Origin of the sequence: Nocardia abscessus NBRC 100374, assembly GCF_000308455.1 — a bacterium.
Classification (GTDB): Bacteria; Actinomycetota; Actinomycetes; order Mycobacteriales; family Mycobacteriaceae; genus Nocardia; species Nocardia abscessus.
This window is the reverse complement of record NZ_BAFP01000147.1, coordinates 20,884-38,467: the sequence shown is the minus strand read 5'-3', so window position 1 is coordinate 38,467 and position 17,584 is coordinate 20,884. Positions and strand designations below refer to the sequence as shown.

The 17,584-nt window shown below is 68.0% G+C and carries 15 protein-coding genes; 5 read left to right on the top strand and 10 right to left on the bottom strand.

All coding sequences use genetic code 11. The annotated features are described in order from the left end of the window. Positions 1-27: 27 nt before the first annotated feature. Positions 28-1,593 carry a TerD family protein gene (locus tag ON19_RS30115; RefSeq protein WP_051169430.1) on the top strand — a complete coding sequence of 522 codons (1,566 nt, stop codon included), beginning with the start codon at positions 28-30 and terminating at the stop codon, positions 1,591-1,593. 24 nt (positions 1,594-1,617) lie between these two features. Here the strand turns inward: ON19_RS30115 and ON19_RS30110 are convergent, their stop codons facing one another. From ON19_RS30110 to ON19_RS30100, 3 genes are all read right to left on the bottom strand, one after another. Continuing rightward, on the bottom strand, positions 1,618-3,288 hold the full coding sequence (locus tag ON19_RS30110) for a glycosyltransferase family 87 protein (RefSeq protein WP_043700403.1): 1,671 nt from the start codon (positions 3,286-3,288) through the stop codon (positions 1,618-1,620). Between the two features lie 718 nt (positions 3,289-4,006). Continuing rightward, positions 4,007-6,439, bottom strand: a complete 2,433-nt coding sequence (locus ON19_RS30105) for a transglycosylase domain-containing protein (RefSeq protein WP_043700325.1) — start codon at positions 6,437-6,439, stop codon at positions 4,007-4,009. A 472-nt stretch (positions 6,440-6,911) separates the two neighbouring features. Beyond that, entirely contained in the window at positions 6,912-7,331 is a 420-nt protein-coding gene (locus tag ON19_RS30100; RefSeq protein WP_043700323.1) for a DUF5318 domain-containing protein, read from the bottom strand. A gap of 113 nt (positions 7,332-7,444) precedes the next feature. Here ON19_RS30100 and ON19_RS30095 point away from each other — a divergent pair, with 113 nt between their 5' ends. The 4 genes from ON19_RS30095 (at position 7,445) to ON19_RS30080 (ending at position 11,122) form a co-directional block, all read left to right on the top strand. Continuing rightward, positions 7,445-8,557, top strand: a complete 1,113-nt coding sequence (locus ON19_RS30095) for a DUF1707 SHOCT-like domain-containing protein (RefSeq protein ID WP_051169429.1) — start codon at positions 7,445-7,447, stop codon at positions 8,555-8,557. A gap of 4 nt (positions 8,558-8,561) precedes the next feature. Continuing rightward, entirely contained in the window at positions 8,562-9,359 is a 798-nt protein-coding gene (locus ON19_RS30090) for a DUF1707 SHOCT-like domain-containing protein (protein WP_043700320.1), read from the top strand. Between the two features lie 112 nt (positions 9,360-9,471). After that, positions 9,472-10,029 carry a PadR family transcriptional regulator gene (locus ON19_RS30085; protein ID WP_039803160.1) on the top strand — a complete coding sequence of 186 codons (558 nt, stop codon included), beginning with the start codon at positions 9,472-9,474 and terminating at the stop codon, positions 10,027-10,029. Continuing rightward, complete coding sequence (locus ON19_RS30080) at positions 10,022-11,122, top strand: inositol-3-phosphate synthase (protein ID WP_043700314.1); 1,101 nt, start codon at positions 10,022-10,024, stop codon at positions 11,120-11,122. The genes ON19_RS30085 and ON19_RS30080 overlap by 8 nt, the downstream gene beginning before the upstream one ends. Positions 11,123-11,182: 60 nt before the next feature. Here ON19_RS30080 and ON19_RS30075 read toward each other — a convergent pair whose 3' ends face one another. The 7 genes from ON19_RS30075 to ON19_RS30045 form a co-directional block, all read right to left on the bottom strand. After that, complete coding sequence (locus ON19_RS30075; RefSeq protein ID WP_043700312.1) at positions 11,183-11,452, bottom strand: type II toxin-antitoxin system RelE family toxin; 270 nt, start codon at positions 11,450-11,452, stop codon at positions 11,183-11,185. Continuing rightward, entirely contained in the window at positions 11,449-11,706 is a 258-nt protein-coding gene (locus tag ON19_RS30070; protein ID WP_043700309.1) for a type II toxin-antitoxin system Phd/YefM family antitoxin, read from the bottom strand. The genes ON19_RS30075 and ON19_RS30070 overlap by 4 nt, the downstream gene beginning before the upstream one ends. 39 nt (positions 11,707-11,745) lie before the next feature. Beyond that, positions 11,746-12,171 carry a GyrI-like domain-containing protein gene (locus ON19_RS30065; protein WP_043700307.1) on the bottom strand — a complete coding sequence of 142 codons (426 nt, stop codon included), beginning with the start codon at positions 12,169-12,171 and terminating at the stop codon, positions 11,746-11,748. Positions 12,172-12,180: 9 nt separating this feature from the next. After that, positions 12,181-12,639 (bottom strand): GyrI-like domain-containing protein, encoded by a 459-nt coding sequence (locus tag ON19_RS30060; protein WP_043700304.1) that lies wholly within the window; start codon positions 12,637-12,639, stop codon positions 12,181-12,183. 251 nt (positions 12,640-12,890) lie between these two features. Then, a complete protein-coding gene (locus ON19_RS30055; RefSeq protein WP_043700293.1) occupies positions 12,891-15,173 on the bottom strand; it encodes a transglycosylase domain-containing protein in 2,283 nt (760 codons plus the stop codon). Between the two features lie 456 nt (positions 15,174-15,629). Beyond that, complete coding sequence (locus tag ON19_RS30050; protein WP_174377745.1) at positions 15,630-16,523, bottom strand: carbohydrate ABC transporter permease; 894 nt, start codon at positions 16,521-16,523, stop codon at positions 15,630-15,632. Then, a complete protein-coding gene (locus tag ON19_RS30045; RefSeq protein ID WP_227954521.1) occupies positions 16,523-17,551 on the bottom strand; it encodes a carbohydrate ABC transporter permease in 1,029 nt (342 codons plus the stop codon). The genes ON19_RS30050 and ON19_RS30045 overlap by 1 nt, the downstream gene beginning before the upstream one ends. Positions 17,552-17,584: the final 33 nt, after the last annotated feature.

Genomic DNA, 17,584 nt, shown 5'->3' with positions numbered 1-17,584 from the left:
CGGCGACGGGACAGCAGGACAGACATCGTGATTCAACTGCAGGCCGGTCAGAACATCCCGCTGACCGGTGAGGTCGTTCGTTTCAGTGCGAAAGCCGAGGCTGCCCTCGACGTTTCCGCGCTGGTGGTCGCCGAGAACCTGAAAGTGTTCTCCAGCGACGATTTCGTGTTCTACAACCAGCCCGCCGCGGCGGGGGTCGCGTTGGCCACCGACGGGGTGACGATCACCCTCGCCGAGGTGCGCGCCGACGCGAAGGCCGTGCTCCTGGTGGTCAGCGCCGACCCGGCCGCCCCCGCACGGGCCGACGGGCTGGGGCCGGTGACCGCCACGATGTCCGAGAACGACAGTGTGATCGCGGAATTCGCGATCACGCCATCGTCCGGCGAGACGGCGCTGATCTGTCTCGAGGTCTACCGGCGTGGCCCGGCCTGGAAGCTGCGCGCCGTCGGCCAGGGTTACGCGGGCGGGCTCGCCGTGCTGCTCACGGCACACGGTGTCGAGGTGGACGGTGCGGATCAGGCTGCCGAGCCCGGGACGCACACCATGGCGGGTCCGCTGGCGGGTGACGCGCAGATCGCGACCGCGGGTGCGCCGCTGGAGGTCGGTCACGGCCTGGAACGGCTGTGGATGGTGTTCGAGGACGCCGCGCGGTCGGCCGCCGCGCTGGTCTCGGCGCGCGAGTACGCGGCCAAGCGGTTGGATAACGAACTGTCGCAAGCCGTCTCCGATCCCGCGACCAGGAATACTCCGGAAGCCGAGCAGGCTCGTCGTGCCGCGCAGCAACGGCACGACGAACTGATCGGCACCGCCGAGCACAACCACGAGCGCGACGCCGAACAGCTGATACGCGAACTCGCCGAGGCCGACCAGGTGCTGCCGCCCGCCTTGGCGTCCTGGGACTCGCCCGCCTGGGACAAGCCGCCCGTGCCCAGCGACGGTATCCGGCTCGGCGAGCTGTACGCGCTCGACCGCGGTCCGTTGCGCATCCCGTATTGCGTTCCGGTTCCGCTGAATCGGCCGCTGTGGATCGATGCCGAATCGACCCGTGCGGTCGCGCCGGTCGTGGGCGCGCTGCTGGCCCGGCTGCTCGCCGCGGCGCCGCAGCGCAGGACACTGGTCGACATCATCGATCTGACCGACGCGTTCAGCGGCATCACCGGCCTGCTCGCTCCCGTGCTGAACGGCCCGCCGATCACCGACCACGCCGACATCTCCGCGCGGTTGCAAACCCTGGTAGACGCGGCCGAGCTGGCCGAATTGGCCTACGCGAGCGGCGCGTTCACCCCGCCCAGCGAGCATCGAGTGCTGTTGGCCGCGGACTTCCCGCACGGCTACCAGAGTTCGGACGCGCAGCGCATCGGGGTGCTGATCACGCGTGGTGAGTTGATCGGACTGTCCATCGTGATCGTGGGCGCCAACGAATCCGACTCGGCCGACAACACCGTGGCGATGCTGTCGCAGTCGTGCCGCCACCTGCCGACCATCGGCGGCACGCCGCTGTTCGATCCGTGGACCGGCAGCGCGTGGGAGCTCGATCTGGATCTCTTACCGCACGAGCCGGAACGCCAGGCGCGCTTTCTGCGTACCAGGTGAGCGCCTGATCCCCGCGGCGGCCGGTCAGCCGCGTGCGACCGCCACTCGCGGCCGCAGCGGCTCCGGCAGCCAGGCCAGCAGGGGATCGGGCATGCGGTCGACGATCCCGCCGACGGGATCGTCGACGAAGTCGCGGCGCACCAAGTCCTCCTCCGGGCGGTAGATCTGGCGCACGATCAGCGCGCACAGCCCCAGCACCGCCAGGTCACGCAGCGCCACGGTGCCGGTGAACCACTCTTCGGGCAGGCCTTTGCGGTCCAAGCCGAGGTAGTAGAACATGCGCGGCACCCAGACCAGCGCATCGATGGTCATCCAGGCCAGCAGGATGCGCCGGTGCGGCAGCGCCAGCACGGCGAGCGGAACCAACCACAGCGAATACTGCGGACTCCACACCTTGTTCGTCAGCAGGAACGCCGCGACCACGAGGAAGCACAGTTGCGCCAGCCGCGGCCGCCGCGGCGCGGTGAGGCCGATGTAGGCGATCACCGCGCAGGCCGCGACGAACGCCAGCAGGGAGACGGCGTTCAGGATGGCGGGCTGCTCCCCGTGCGCGAGCTCGCCGTCGAAGCCGGGCCAGCCGGTGAACGAGGAGATCACGTTGTAGATCGAGTCCGGGTCGGCGTGCCGGGTGGTGTTCAGCCGGAAGAACTCTCGCCAGCCGTTCGGATACAGCGCGGCGATCGGCAGGTTCACCGCGAGCCAGGTCGCGAGCGCGGCGCACACCGTGACGAACGCGGCGCCGAGCGGACGGGCACCGAGGAACTGGATACGGTAGGGCGTCTCGCGCACCCACGCCAGGAAGGCCGGCCAGCCGTCGATGTCGCGCATCCGCAGGCCGAGATGCGTGCGCGGCGTGCGCTGCATGGTCTCGGTACGCAGGCAGAGCACGACTATGGGACCGAGCAGCAGCAGTGGATACAGCTTGGCCGCGCCGCCCAGACCGAGCAGGATGCCCGCGAGCACGGGTTTGCGCCGGGCCCAGGCGAGCAGGCCGGTCGCGGCGAAGGCCGTCGCGAGCGCGTCGAAGTTGGTGAACGCGTGCACGATCACCAGCGGCGAACAGGCGATCAGCGCCGCGTCCCAGACCCGGCGGCCTGCCAGCAGCGCCGACGCCCACACAGTGGTCAGCCAGGCCAGCGCGAGACCGAACGCGACGACGTTGAAGTAGATCACCACCTGCAGCGCGCCGGGCAGCGGCGACGCGTCCCAGCTCTTGGCGATCCGCATCGCGAAGTACTGGTACAGGCCCGAGAGCACCGGATACTCCATGTATCGCGTCTCCCGGCCACCGTCGGGAGTCTGCTCGGTCCACTGCTTCTTGTACGGGAAAGCGCCTTCGTTCAGTCGTTCCGCGCCGTAGAGCGGCACGGTGTCCGAATAGCACATCGCCACGTACTGGCGGCCGTTGTTCCAGTCGAGGGTGGGACCGTCCGCGCCGTCGGTCTGCTGGATGCACCCCGCCTTGCCGAACCAGCCCAGCGCCAGGAATACCACCGTGAACGCCAGCAGTACCCGCATGGGCGTCCAGAACCGCACCCGCCCGACCAAGGCGTGATCCCCGACCGGCCCGCCGATCACCGTGGACAGCTGCGCCGCGAGGGAATCGTTGCGACTCGGCCGGTCGCGCGCATCCGCCGACCGGAGATCGGACGCGAGCGGGGCAGGTGCGGCATAGTACGCACCACCGGGCCCCATCTGGTCCGACAGCGGCGCCCTCCCGCTCCTGCGTAACTCCACCAGCTGCTGATCGGTCACGGAACCCGAGGCTACCTGGGATGTGGCTGCTCGTTCGGATCGAGTCGGCTCCGGTCTGCCACCGCACTCGCGAGCCTTTCGCGTCCGGCGCAGCGAGCCCGCAGGCGATAATTCTCTTCCAAGGTAATTACGTGGATGTTATGATCACCATCGGTTGACGCATAAATCTCGCGCGTCTACTTCGAAACGGGGTGGGTATGTTCAAGAAAGTTCTTGTCTCGCTGACAGTCGCTGGGGCGGCGCTGGTCGGACTTGCCGGAAATGCCAATGCTGGGTATTCGTCCTACTCGGAGTGTCTCGGGTGGAAAGGTATTCCGGACAAGTGTGTCCAGATATCGGATGGAACGTACGTCGTTCTGCAGGGGTACTGGAAGTTCACTGAGTGCTTGAGCTGGGCGGGTGTTCGGGAGAAGTGCTACCAGGACCCGAATGGTTTCTGGTACATAACTCCTGCTTGACCTCTCCGGAATTCATTTGCCCGGTTCGAATGCCGCCGGGCAGATGTGATCACGAAGAAAGTGCCACCGAAGTTCGGTGAACACATGCCCGCCGCAGAGAGCGAGTTCGGGCTGAATGGGGAATTCGCCGATCTGAACGGATAGGGCAGTCGGCGAATTTCTTTTTCGCCGACTGCCCTATCGATCACGGATCCCGAATGCTATCGGCCCCGGGTCGGGGGTGCTCCGGTCGTTCCCGAGTCATTGCCGGTCCCGTTGTTGCCCGCGCGTGGCGCGTTGGTAGCTGTGGGGGACGAACCGTCGGTCGGTGCGACCGGCTGGCCGGGCAGCGGGCCCGCGTCCGACTCACGTTGCTGCTGCGGGCGCTGCTGCTGCGGCGCGGGCTGGACGCCGGGTACCGGGATAGTGATGCCGGGCAGGATCTCCACCTGCGTCGGCGCGACCACAACCGGGGGCAGCAGCGGGGAGTCGACGGTGGACGGCGGCGTGTAGGGCGCCGACCACTCCGGAACACCGGCTTGGCCCTTGATCGGGGCGGGCTTCGGGAACGTCTCGTTGCGGGTGCCCTGCAAGGCGCCGTCCATGGTCGCCTTCCAGATGTCGGAGGGCAGACCCGAGCCGTAGATCATGCCACCGCTGTAGTTGCGCAGCGGCGAGTTGTCGACGGTGCCCACCCACACCGCGGTCGACAGCGACGGGGTGTAGCCGACCATCCAGGCGTCCTTGTTCTCGCCGGTATCCAGCAGCTGCGCGGTACCGGTCTTGGCTGCCGATTCGCGTCCGTTGGCCAGCCCGTGGTTGCGGGAGTAGCCGGCGATCGGCTTCATCGCGGCGGTGACGTTGTCGGCCACGGCGGCCGAGACACGCTGCTCACCGGCCACCTCACCGCGGTCGAGCAGGACCTGCCCATCGGCGGTCACCACCTTCGACACGAAGTGCGGCGCGTGGTAGACGCCGGAGGCAGCGAGCGTCGCGTAGGTGGAGGCCATGTCGAGCGGCCGAGCTTGGTACTGGCCGAGCACGATACCGTTGTTCGGGCCGGAGCCGTCCGACTCGGTGAGCGTCTTGCCCACACCCGCGATGCTTTCCGGGATGCCCAGCTTGTGACCCATTTCGGCGATCTTCTGCGGACCGTTCTGCATGTCCAGTTGCATCCGGTAGAAGCTGGTGTTCAGCGACCGCTTCAGCGCCTCGGCGATGGTGCACATACCGCACTGCTCGCCTTCGACGTTGGTGATCTTGATGCCGTTCACGGTGAGTGGTGAGCTGTCGTACAGCTGCGACAGCGGGATGCCCTGCTCCAGGTTGGCCGCGAGGCCGATGACCTTGAACGAGGAACCGGTCTGCAGTCCCGCGTTGGCGTAGTCATAGCCTTGACCGTCGGGCCCCCCGTAGTAGGCGCGCACCGCGCCGGTGCGCGGATCGATCGAGACGACGGCGGTGCGCAGCTGCTCAGGCTCGCCCTGCATCTTTTGCGTCGCGGCGTCGACCGCCGCCTGCTGCGCCTTCGGGTCGATCGTCGTGGTGATCTGCAGGCCCGAGGTGTTCAGCTGCTGCTCGCTGATGCCCGCCGCGGCGAGTTCCTTGAGCACCTGCGTCTTGACCAAGCCTTCGGGGCCGGAGTCCTGCTCCTTGTCGCGGGTCGAGGCGAGCGGGACGACCTGCGGGTACTGCAGGCCCTGGCGCTCGGCGGCGTTCAAGCTACTGGCGGAGACCATGCCGTCGAGCACGTAGTTCCAGCGGGTCTTCGCACCTTCCGGGTTCTTCTCCGGGTCCAGGCTGGAGGGAAGCTGGATGGTGGCGGCGAGCACCGCGCCCTCGGCGACGGTCAGTTCCTGCACCGGCTTGCCGAAGTACGCCTTGGCCGCCGCGTCGATGCCGTAGGCGCCGCGACCGAAGTAGATGGTGTTGAGGTACGCGGCGAGAATCTCGTCCTTGCTCCACTGCCGCGCCATCTTCGCCGAGATGACCAGCTCGTGCATCTTGCGCGTCAACGAGCGTTCGTCACCGACCAGCGCGTTCTTCACGTACTGCTGGGTGATCGTCGAGCCACCGCCCGCGCTCTCCTTGCCGAGGACGTTGTCCCTGGCCGCGCGCGCGAAGCCGGAGATCGAGAAGCCGGGGTTGGTGTAGAAGTCCCGGTCCTCGGCCGCCATCACCGCGTTGCGCACGTGCGGCGGGATCTGCTCGATGGTGACATCGGTGCGGTTGCCTTCCGGCGGAACCACCTTGCTGAGCACCGTGGTGCCGTCGGCGGCCAGGATGGTCGCGACCTGGTTGGTCTTCAGATCGCCCGGCTGCGGCACCGACACGGTGGTGTACGCGGCCAGGAAGATGCCGCTGGGCACCAGGATGGCCAACGCCACCAGGACGTAGAGAGTGCGGCGCACGATGCGCCACGGTGACTTCTTCGGCTGGGCGGGCCTGCGGCGGCCGGGTCCGTCGGATCCGTCGCCGTTGCCGCCGCCACGGCGCGGCGGCGGGCCGGACGGCGGGCCGCCCGCGGTCTGCCTGCGCTCGCCGGTGGTGGGTCCGCTGCCGGGGACGCGACGACCCTCTCGGTCCACGGCCGGGCGGGCGCCCGTCACCGGACGCGGCCCGGTGGCCGGACCGCGACGGTTGCGCTCGGCCACCGCCTCGGTCAGTGAGCCGGGGCGCTGAATCTTCTGGGTCGACTGCGGGCCGGGGGCGCCGTCGTTGGGCGCGCCGCGGTTGGGTTGCGGCGGTCGGCCCGGCTGGGGTGGACGGCCGCCTTGCTGCGGCGGTCGGCCTTGCGGCGGGGGACCGGGACGGCGTGGCGGCGGCTGGGGGCCGCGTGGCTCGCCTGGGAAGGGCGCGCCGGGCCGCGCACCGGGCGGCGGGCCCGGACGGGCGCCGGGCGGGGGGCCGGGGCGAGGGTCCTGATACGGGTTGGGACTTGGACGTGAACTCCGTGGAGGACGGCCGCCATGTGGCTCATCGCCGTAGGGGGAAGTCTCGTAGGGCGAATTCACTGACAAGATCTCCATAACTCGTAGCGGTCCAGGTGGCAATCAGCGGTAGTCGTCGCCGGAGCGGACGCAGGCCGGCTCCGCGAGTCACCCGACGGGCAGATGACCAGGCACTTCATTCGGCGGCAGTGCGCCGGTTCGCGCGTGTCCCGGTGCGACGGCGCGTCGGCGCCGGCGCGGAACCGAGCACATAGGACTGCACCAGATGATTCCAGCTGCAGGTCCGGCATACCTCGACGACATGCACCGAGAACTCTTCGCGAGTCTCGGCGAGGCGCACCAGCTCCTCGGGCGTGCGAGCCGATCCGGCGACCGGCCCGAGACCGTCGCCGAAGACCCAGGATACGAGGGTCAGTTGTTCTTTCCGGCAGATGGGGCATGTGACCTCGCTCCCCCGACCGTGGAACTTCGCCGCACGCAAGAGATAAGGATTTGCATCACACACCTCGGCGACATCGACCCGGCCCGCATAGACGTCAGCCAGCAGCGACCGGCGCCGGAGGGCGTAGTCGACAACTTGCCGCTGAATTCGCACGAGAACCAGAGTAGCGGTGTTGCAATCCCGCCGCCCCGGGCTGTGCGGATTGACCGGTCCGGATCAGCGCCCGAACCAGCGCGCCGCGCCGTTATCCGGTTTACGATCCGTCTGTGTCCACCGCAGCATCCGGGCGCACGCGAGCGCGTGACCTCGACCGCGCCGCCGCGTCCAGTGTGCTGGATGCCGCCTACGCCGAGGGCCAGCTCGGCGCCGACGAGTATCACGACCGAATCGCGCAGGCCGCGGCGGCGAAAACGCTCGGCGAGTTGGCCGCGCTCACCGCCGATCTGCAAACCTCCGCCGTGCCGCGGGGGTTCACCGCGGATCGGTCGTCGGTGACGCGAAAAGCCTTGCGCCGCCCGGGATCCGGCGGAAGTTATCCTGCTCACACTCGGGCCCGAGATGCCGATCGCGCCACTACCCGCGAGCTATTGGACCGCGCCCGTGCCGACGGCCAGCTGTCCGAAGAAGAGCACGACGCCCTCACCGAACTCGTCGCGGACGCGCGCACCCTGGGGGATCTGGCGGATCTGGTCGCGGACTTGCAGCGGCCCGGCGATGCCGCGCCCGCGCCGCGTCCGCCGCGCTCACGCCGCCGCCAGTGGTACCTGGGTGCGGTGACCGTGGCCGCGGTGCTGGCGGCCTGCGCCGGATTTCTCGCGGTCACCCGGGTGGCGGAAGAACCGCCGCACTCGGCGCAAGCCGCGCCCGCGGTGGACCTCGGGGTGGTACAGCCGCTGGTGGTTCCGACGCCGAGCCTGGTCACCGCCGACGGAGTCGCCACTTTCCTGCGTAACTATCAGCGGAAGTTCGGGGACCTCCGAGTAGACGAACTGAGGATGCACCCCGAGCACGCCTCATTCGCCCGGTCGGTGCCCGGGCAGTCCAACCGGAAGGTCGAGTATGACTACCGCGGGGGTTTCACCCAGTCCCGCGAGATCACGACGCGTAAGGCCGACACCCCGTCGGTGGATCTAGGCCTGTTGAACGTGGCGGCGATCGGTCGAGCGCTCGCCGACGCGGCCACTATCACCCGGGTTCCCGGCGGCGCCGTGTCGCATTTCGCGGTGAGCGTGAACGACGTCAGTTTCTACGGCCGGTACGGCATTCCCGCCGGGCAACCCATCATCGAGGTCTACGTGAACAACTCCGTCAAGGAGGACGGTCACTTCCTGATGACCCCGGCCGGCGAGGTGCGCCGTGTCTGGCCGTTCGAGGGATGAGGCAATGGCGACAACCCGATACAGCGGCATCCGCGCACGTGACACGGACCGCGCCGACGTGTGCGGACTGCTCGACACCGCCCTGGCCGACGGACAGATCACCGAGAGCGAGCACGCCACGCGTACGGCCAAGGCGATGCGCGCCAAGTCCTTCGGCGAGCTCGACGCGTTGATCGGTGATCTACAGATTCCGGGCGAACTCGCGAACGCCCCGGTGGTGCGCGTGGACCGGCGTCGGCCGCGGCGCTGGCTGGCGCCGGTCTCGACTGTCGTCGCGGCATTGGTCGTGGGTGCGATGGTGGGGGCGATCAGCCGTTGCGGCGTCGAGCTGCCCGGGTCGTCGGAGAATGTTCCCGATATGACCACCGGTGCGGGCCTGGCCTACTTCCTCGCGGAGTACCGGGCCGAGTTCGGCGACCTGATCGCCGACGACGTCACGCTGTATCCGAAGTACGTGCTCGTGGACCGGCAGACACCCGGCCGCACATCCGAGACCAGCGACTATCGCTACAACGGTGACTTCCGCACCTCGACGACCTCCGAGCGCAAAACGGGGACACGCACCTTCGACCTCGCCGCCCTCGACGTGCCCGCCCTCGCCCGGCTGCTGGCCGGTGCGCCGCAGACGGTGCGGTGCCCGGACGGCGTGATCAGCCACGTCAGCGTGCAGTTCGACTCGCCCGGCGCGGTCGACCCCGGGCCCGTGGTGGATATCCACGTGAAGTGCAAAGGCGGCACGTCCGGGCACGCGAAGGTCACTCCCGCGGGCGAGCCGCTGGCGGTCTCCCCGCCCTCTCGCTGAATCCGTATGTCGTCCACATAAGGGCGACGACTGTGCACAGATGTATCGCTCCGATATAGTGGAAAGTCGCATCCATCGGTTAGGTCTGTACACAGTCAGGGGGTGAAGCCCGGTGCTCGAACTGGCAATCCTCGGGCTGCTCCTCGAAGCGCCCATGCACGGGTACGAGCTGCGTAAGCGGCTGACCGGCCTGCTCGGGGCGTTTCGGGCCTTCTCCTACGGGTCGCTCTATCCCACCCTGCGCCGCATGCAGGCGGACGGGTTGATCGCCGAGGAGATCCCCGCGGGCGCGACGACACGCCGTGCGCGACGGGTTTACCAACTGACGCCGGCCGGGCGGGAGCGGTTCAGCGAGCTGCTCGCCGACACCGGACCGCAGAACTACACCGACGACGGCTTCGGCGTTCATCTGGCCTTCTTCAGCCGCACCCCCGCGGAAGCGCGGATGCGGATCCTGGAGGGCAGGCGGCGTCAGGTCGAGGAGCGCCGAGAGGGGCTCCGGGAGGCGATCAAGAAGGCCAGCGGGTCGTTGGATCGCTACACCCGGCAGCTCCATCAACTCGGACTCGAATCAAGCGAGCGCGAAGTGCGCTGGCTCAACGAGTTGATTGCGGCGGAGCAATCGACGAAGGCGGCACCACAGAAAGAGGGAAATATCGGCCATGAGTGACAACGACAAGGCTGACAACGCCACAGAAGTTCGCGTCGCCATCGTAGGTGTGGGCAACTGCGCCTCTTCGCTGGTCCAGGGCGTGCAGTACTACAAGGACGCGGACGAGACCTCGACCGTCCCCGGCCTGATGCACGTGAAGTTCGGGCCCTATCACGTTCGCGACGTCAAGTTCGTCGCCGCGTTCGATGTGGACGCGAAGAAGGTCGGCTTCGATCTGGCCGAGGCGATCTTCGCCAGCGAGAACAACACGATCAAGATTTCCGACGTGCCGCCCAGCGATGTCGTCGTGCAGCGCGGTCCGACCCTCGACGGCATCGGCAAGTACTACGCGGAGACCATCGAGCTGTCCGAGGCCGAGCCGGTCGACGTGGTGCGGGTGCTGAAGGACAACAAGGTCGACGTGCTGGTGTCCTACCTGCCGGTGGGCTCGGAGGAAGCCGACAAGTTCTACGCGCAGTGCGCCATCGACGCCGGTGTCGCGTTCGTCAACGCGCTGCCGGTGTTCATCGCCTCCGACCCGGTCTGGGCGGAGAAGTTCACCAAGGCGGGCGTGCCGATCGTCGGCGACGACATCAAGAGCCAGGTCGGCGCGACCATCACCCACCGCGTGATGGCCAAGCTGTTCGAGGACCGCGGTGTGCAGCTCGACCGCACCATGCAGCTGAACGTCGGCGGCAACATGGACTTCAAGAACATGCTCGAGCGCGAGCGCCTGGAGTCCAAGAAGATCTCCAAGACCCAGGCCGTCACCAGCAACCTGAAGAAGGAGCTCGGCGCCAACGACGTGCACATCGGCCCGTCCGACCACGTCGGCTGGCTCGACGACCGCAAGTGGGCCTACGTCCGCCTGGAGGGTCGCGCCTTCGGCGACGTGCCGCTGAACCTCGAGTACAAGCTCGAGGTGTGGGACTCGCCGAACTCCGCGGGCATCATCATCGACGCGGTGCGCGCGGCGAAGATCGCCAAGGACCGCGGCATCGGCGGACCGGTCATCCCGGCCTCGGCCTACCTGATGAAGTCCCCGCCGCAGCAGCTCGCCGACGACATCGCGCGCACCCAGCTGGAAGCGTTCATCATCGGCGCGGAGTAGGCACCGCACCGGCAAGAGGCCGGCCGAAGGGCAATCGCCCTCGGCCGGCCTGCCGTCGAACTACAGACCTCGGTAGACGTCTTTCCGCCAGCCGACCTTCACCACGAGAATCACCAGCACGCCGTTGTCCACTCGGTACGCGACCCGGTATCTGCCGATCCGCAGACGGAACAAGTCCTCGCGCCCCGACAACTTCCTGACGTCCAGCCCGGGCGCATAGGGGTCCTCGCCGAGTGCCGTGAGGGCGGTGAGGATCCGCATCGCGTCCTGACGCTCGATGGCGCGTAGTTCTCGGCGCGCGGACTCGAGGAAGTGGAAGCGGTATTTCACTTCGTGTCGTCTTCGAAAAGGTCGGCCAGCACCTCCGCCATGGTGAAGGTCCGCTCGTCGGCCGCGAGCCTGACCTCGGCTTCCCGCGCGAGAAGCTCGTCCTCGGCTGCGTCGAACGCCTCGACCATGGACAACGGCACCAGCGCCGCGGCGGGCGCGCCGTCTCGCAAGATGATCACTTGCTCGCCGGATTCGGCTTCGCGGACGTGGGCGGCGAGGTTGGCGCGCAGCTCCCGGATACTGATCTCCGACATATCTGAAGTGTACACGTTGTCGTGTACACGTCAGCGAATTCAGTCCAGCGAGACGTAGACCTCTACCGACGCGGGGCCGGTGTAGCGCTCCACCTCGGCGGTGTGTGAGCGGGTGATGGTCCCCGCGCTCTCGGCCTTCGCCACCTGTGCCCATGCGGTGCGCAGCAGGTCGTAGGGCTTGTCGGCGACGACGAATTTGGCGTAGCGGCCCTGCGGGATGATGGTGAGCACGTCGCCGGGGTCCAGTTCGCCCATCGCGCCGATCTCGTAGCCCAGCACGGCGACGGCGTGATCGTTCTGGCCGATGTAGGCGGCCACTCGCTGTACGTTCTTCTCCCGTGCCAGGTACCGATCCCAGGTGAAGTTCACCAGGTCGAGGTCACGCGCGGTCACCTCGCGGCCGGCCAGCGGCACGGTCAGGCCCGCGACCATGCTCTGCGGCAATGTGACGATCTCGAAGTCCACTGTCTGTTCCTACCCGTTGCCCTGATCGTCTGCCAATGCCACGAAGACTTCCACCGTCCGCGCGTCCGGATAGTGTTCCCAGTCGCCGGTGTACGCGCGCACGAGCCGCCCCGAGGCCTCCGCGTCCCACACCGCTCGCCAGATGCTCACGATGGTGTCGCCGAGATTGTCGCCGCTGGCGATGAACCGGGCGAAGCGCCCGGCGGGCACCCGGGCGAGCACGTCGCCGGGCAGCAGGTCGGCCAGGCTGTGGCAGCGGTAGCCGACGATGTGGGTCAGGTACGAATTGATCTCCGGCGCGTGGTCGACGTACGCCGTGGTCGGCGGTCCGGGCAGCTTGCGGGCCAGGTTGCGCTTCCACGCCTCTTCGACTTTCGCGCGGCGCGGTCCTTCGACCGCGAGCGCGGGGCTGCGAAGCACTGTTCCCGCCACCAGCGTCTCGGGTTGGTCAACGACATTGAAATCCACCGGCGTAGCCCCTATGTCTCGTCTGTCTTCAATCGGCGTCGCTCCCGGTGCCCTCCATGGTGACGCAGGCTACCGCCTCCGGGCCCGTCGCTCGCGCCGCGCTGCCGTCGCTCGAGCGCATATCCTTCCGCATCGTTTCCGCGGTTTCGGCGTCGGCCCGTACCGACGCACTCGCTGTTCGCTCTCACTCTGGCAAACGATGCTGCCACGTCATGCGTTCCACCGGGCGACGGAAGGTCACAGCATCATCGCTATCCAGGAACCGGAATGCTCAGCCCCGGGAAGATCTCCACCTCCCTGGGTGGTTGCGCGCTCGGCGGGATGACGACGGCGGGTTCGCGCTGCGGCGACTGCTGCGGTGGATTCAGGATGTCGTAGGGCCCGCCGGAGGGCGGCTTGCTCTGATTCGGCCCGGCCGGAGCCCGCGTGCCCGAGAACTGTTCGATCGGGGTGCCGTCGAGCGCGTCGTCCATGACCTGTTTCCAGATGTCGGCGGGCAGGCCGGAGCCGTAGATGTCGGCGCCGCGCGCGGTGCGGATCGGTTGTGACTGCTCGGTGCCGATCCATACCGCCGTGGACAGCGACGGGGTGAAGCCGATCATCCACGCGTCCTTGTTGAAATCGCTCTCGCCGAGCTGTGTGGTGCCGGTCTTGGCGGCCGAGGGACGGTTGTTCTTCAGCGCGTGCCCGTTGGAGTAGGCCGCGATCGGGAGCATCGCCTCGGTGGTGTTCTCCGCGATCTTCCGGGGGATGCGCTGCTTCCCCTCGGGCAGCTGTTCGCCGACCTGCTGGTCCGGGTCGCCGCGATCCAGGAGCACCCGCCCGTCGCCGGTCACCACCCGCTGCACGAAATAGGGCCGGTGGTGCACACCTGCCGCACCGAGCGTGGCGTAGGCCGAGGCCATGTCGATGGGCCGGACCACATACTGCCCGAGGACGATTCCGTTCAGCGGTTTACCGCCGTCCTCGCTGAGGGTCTTGCCCGCCACGCCCGGCAGCTCTTCCGGGATACCGGCTGCGTGCGCCGCGTCCGCGATGGCCTGCGGCCCGTCGAACATCGTCATGGTCAACCGGTAGAAGCTGGTGTTCAGTGAGCGCTTCAGCGCCTCGGCCATGGTGCACTTGCCGCACGACTCGCCGTCCACGTTGGTGATCCGGGTACCGCGGTCGGTCACCGGGGAGCTGTCCAGCACGCGCGAGAGCGGAATGCTCTGCTGCTGCGCGGCGATCGCCGCGAAGACCTTGAACGCCGATCCGGTCTGCAACGGCGCCTGGGCGAAGTCGAAGCCGATGCCGTCGTAGCCGCCGAAGTACGCGCGCACCGCGCCGGAGCGCGGATCGATCGACACCACCGCGGCGCGCAATTCCGGTGGCTGGGCACCGAGCCGGTCGCGCACCGCCCCCAGCACCGCCTGCTGCGCCCTGGCGTCGATGGTGGTGGTGATCTGCAACGCGCCCTTGTTCAGGTCGCGCTCGCTGATGCCGGAGTCGCGCAGCTCGCGCACCACCTGGTTGCGGATCAGTCCCTCCGGGCCGCGGGCCACGTCCTCGTCCGGGATCTCGGTGAGCGGGATGATCAGCGGAAAGGTGGTGGCGTCACGATCACCCGGCGCGAGGACGCCCATCTCGACCATCCCGTCGAGCACGTAGCGCCAGCGCGCTTTCAACTCCGCGAGATGGGTTTCCGGGTCCAGGATCGAGGGCGTCCGGATCAGCGCGGCGAGCACCGCGCCCTCCGCGAGGGTCAGCTGGTTCACCTGTTTGTCGAAGTAGACCTTGGCCGCCGCGGCGATGCCGTACGACCCCCGGCCGTAGTAGATGGTGTTGAGGTAGGCGGCGAGGATGTCGTCTTTGCTCCACTGCCGCGCCATCTTCGCCGCGATGATCAGCTCGCGCATCTTGCGGGTGACCGTGCGCTCGGAGCCGAGGAACGCGTTCTTGACGTACTGCTGGGTGATCGTGGAGCCGCCGCCCGCGTTGTCCTTCCCGAGCAGGTTGTCTCGCACGGCCCGCAGAAAGCCGGAAGTCGAATAGCCGGGATTGGTGTAGAAATTCCGATCCTCGGCCGACAGCACCGCGTCGCGCACCGGCTGCGGCACGTCGGACAGCGGGACCGGCATCCGATTACCGTCCGGCGGCACGATTTTCGCGATCACCGTGCTGCCGTCGGCCGCCAGGATGGTCGCGATCTGATTCGTCTGCACCGCACTCGGATCCGGGATCTCGGCACTCCAGTACGCCAGGACCGACAGCAGCGCGGGCACCACGCCGAACAGGATGAACAAGGCGAGCAGCAGGCGGCGGATACGTTCGGCTCTGCTGCGCGGCGGCCGATTCTCCGCCGGCGCCGGGCGCGGCACGGGCGGTCGCGTCTTCCTACGGTCCGCCATGCGTTCGCGTCGGCTCCGCGCGTCGCGTCTCGCCGCTTCCGGCCGCTCGTTCCAGCCCGCGATCGAGGCATACGGTGCGGGCGGGGGAGCCCCCTTGCCGCCGCGTCTACGTTCTCGCGGTTTGCGGAACGAGCTCACGATCATCTCCTCCCGGAGCGCCGGACGAACTCACCTGCACGAACGAACGGAAAAGAGCATCGAAAGCCAGAGTTTACCGCGTTCGTTCACAGGCGGCTTTCCACTTTCCAGCCGTCCGACACAGCCGAGCCGCATGCATTACCCGCGCGTGTGGCCCCAAGAATCGCCGATGCACGTGGGCCGCTCGGGCCGCGTGCTGCGAAAGGACGGCGAACCCCGCTGTCCGGTGGTTACCTCGGCAACGCCACCGGCTCACCCCGACTCCAGGTTTCGAGCGAAGCGAGACCGAGCATGCGCCGTTCGCGGCCCGGCTCGCGTCCGAGCGGCCGCCGCGTCCGCGACGCAGTCGCCAGCGGCGGTCGCTCGGACGCGAGCCACAAGAGGGCCGCGAACACCCAGCGCCGCAGGCGCTGGAAAAACCAACACAGCCCGCGAACCCGCCGCGCCCGCGCGGCCAAGGATTCAGCTCTTCACGCCGCCCGCGGTGAGGCCCGAGATGATCCGGCGCTGGAAGAGCAGGACCATGACGACCAGCGGGATGGTGACGATCGTGCCTGCCGCCATGATCGCCGCGTAGGGCTGCACCAGCGGGTTGTTGCCGGAGAAGCGGGCGATCGCGACGGTGACCGGTTCGGTCTTGTCGCTGGAAAGCAAACGGGCCAGCAGGTATTCGTTGACCGCCGCGATGAACGCGAGAATCGCGGTGGTGAACACGGCGGGGGCGGCCAAGGGCAGCATCACCAAGCGGAACGCCTGCATCTTGGTGGCGCCGTCGATCCGCGCGGCTTCTTCCAGTTCCCACGGCAGTTCGGCGAAGAAGGACGCGAGGATGTAGACCGTCATCGGCAGCACGAACGAGATGTTCGGGATGATCATCGCCTGGTACTCGCCGATCCAGCCGAGGTTGGTGAACAGCTGGAACAGCGGGGTGACCAGGACGACGACGGGGAACATCGAGGCGCTGAGGATCAAGCCGGACACCACGTACTTGCCGCGGAAGGTGAGCCGGGCGAGCGCGTACGCGGCCAGCACGCCGACCGCCAGGGCGATCACCGTGGTGATCGAGCCGATGACGAGGCTGTTGACCAGCGCCTTGCCGAAGTTGTTGCCGCGGCTGGTGTCGAACGCGTTGCGGAAGTTCTCCAGCGTGACGTGCGTCGGCCACGGGGTGTTGTCGAAGGTGTAGTCGGGGTCGCGGAACGCGTTGACCGCCATCCAGTAGAACGGCGCGAGGCCCCAGACGAGCACGATCAGCGCGCCGAGGTACAGCCGTACCGAGCCGAGGCGCTTGGTCCACGGAACCGGCTGCGCGGCACGCTGCCCCGTCACGGGCTTTTCCGCTGTCTGCACGGACATCAGTGCGCCTCCCGCTGTTCTTCCTGGGTGCGAACGGCGTTGGCCCCGAGAATCTTCACCAGCACGAACGCCACCGCGAAGATCAAAAGGAAGGTGATGGTGGACAACGCGGCCGCACTGTTGGGGCCTTGCCGGACCTGGTCGACCACCAGGATCGACACCGTGCGGGTGGACGGATTGCCCAGCGTCATGATCGCGGGCAGGTCGTACATGCGCAGCGCGTCCATGGTGCGGAACAGCACCGCGACCAGCAGGGCCGGCTTCAGCAGCGGCAGCGTGATCTGGGTGAACCGCTGCCAGGCCGACGCGCCGTCGACGCGAGCCGCCTCGTACACATCGCCCGGGATCACCTGCAGACCGGCCAGCAGCAGCAGCGCCATGAACGGCGTGGTCTTCCAGACGTCGGCCGCGATCACCGCGAACCGGGCAGGCCAGGCGTCGGAGGTCCACAGGATGTGCGTGCCGAGCACGCGGTTGACCACGCCGTCGTACTGGAACATGAACTCCCACAACCGTGCCGTGACGGCGGTCGGGATGGCCCACGGAATCAGCACGGCCGCGCGCAGCAGCGCCCTGCCGCGGAAGGTCTTGCCCATCACCATGGCCATGCCGAGGCCGAGCGTCGCCTCCAGCGCGACGGTCACGACTGTGAAGAACAGCGTGACCCCGATGGCCATCCAGAATTGCGAGCCGAGATTGCCGGTGGGGCACGGCACCGTCTCGCCGGTCACGACCTGGCACTGCTGCAGCAGCCAGTGCGTGTAGTTCGAGAACCCGGCGCTGCCGCCTTCGACGAACATGCCGGTCGCCGGGTCGAGCCCGGGGTCCTTCTGGAAGGACATCCACAGGGCCCGGAACACCGGATACCCGATGACGACCGCTAGCGCGATCAGCACCGGTGTGACGAACACCCAGGCTTTCCCGGAGCGTCGCAGGTCCAGGGCCAGCCGTGCGGCGAAGCCGCGCTGGGCCGGAACAACTTCGTCGTCTTTCGGCACGCTAGTCGCCGTTCCCGAAGGATCCGACACCGTTTCTCTCTCCTGCGGGTTCGTCGGGTCCAT

Excerpts from the sequence above, each read along its gene's own strand:
- ON19_RS30110 (WP_043700403.1), bottom strand. The coding sequence starts at position 3,288 with ATGGGGCCCGGTGGTGCGTACTATGCCGCACCTGCCCCGCTCGCGTCC.
- ON19_RS30090 (WP_043700320.1), top strand. The coding sequence starts at position 8,562 with ATGGCGACAACCCGATACAGCGGCATCCGCGCACGTGACACGGACCGC.
- ON19_RS30080 (WP_043700314.1), top strand. The coding sequence starts at position 10,022 with ATGAGTGACAACGACAAGGCTGACAACGCCACAGAAGTTCGCGTCGCC.
- ON19_RS30070 (WP_043700309.1), bottom strand. The coding sequence starts at position 11,706 with ATGTCGGAGATCAGTATCCGGGAGCTGCGCGCCAACCTCGCCGCCCAC.
- ON19_RS30055 (WP_043700293.1), bottom strand. The coding sequence starts at position 15,173 with ATGATCGTGAGCTCGTTCCGCAAACCGCGAGAACGTAGACGCGGCGGC.
- ON19_RS30050 (WP_174377745.1), bottom strand. The coding sequence starts at position 16,523 with ATGTCCGTGCAGACAGCGGAAAAGCCCGTGACGGGGCAGCGTGCCGCG.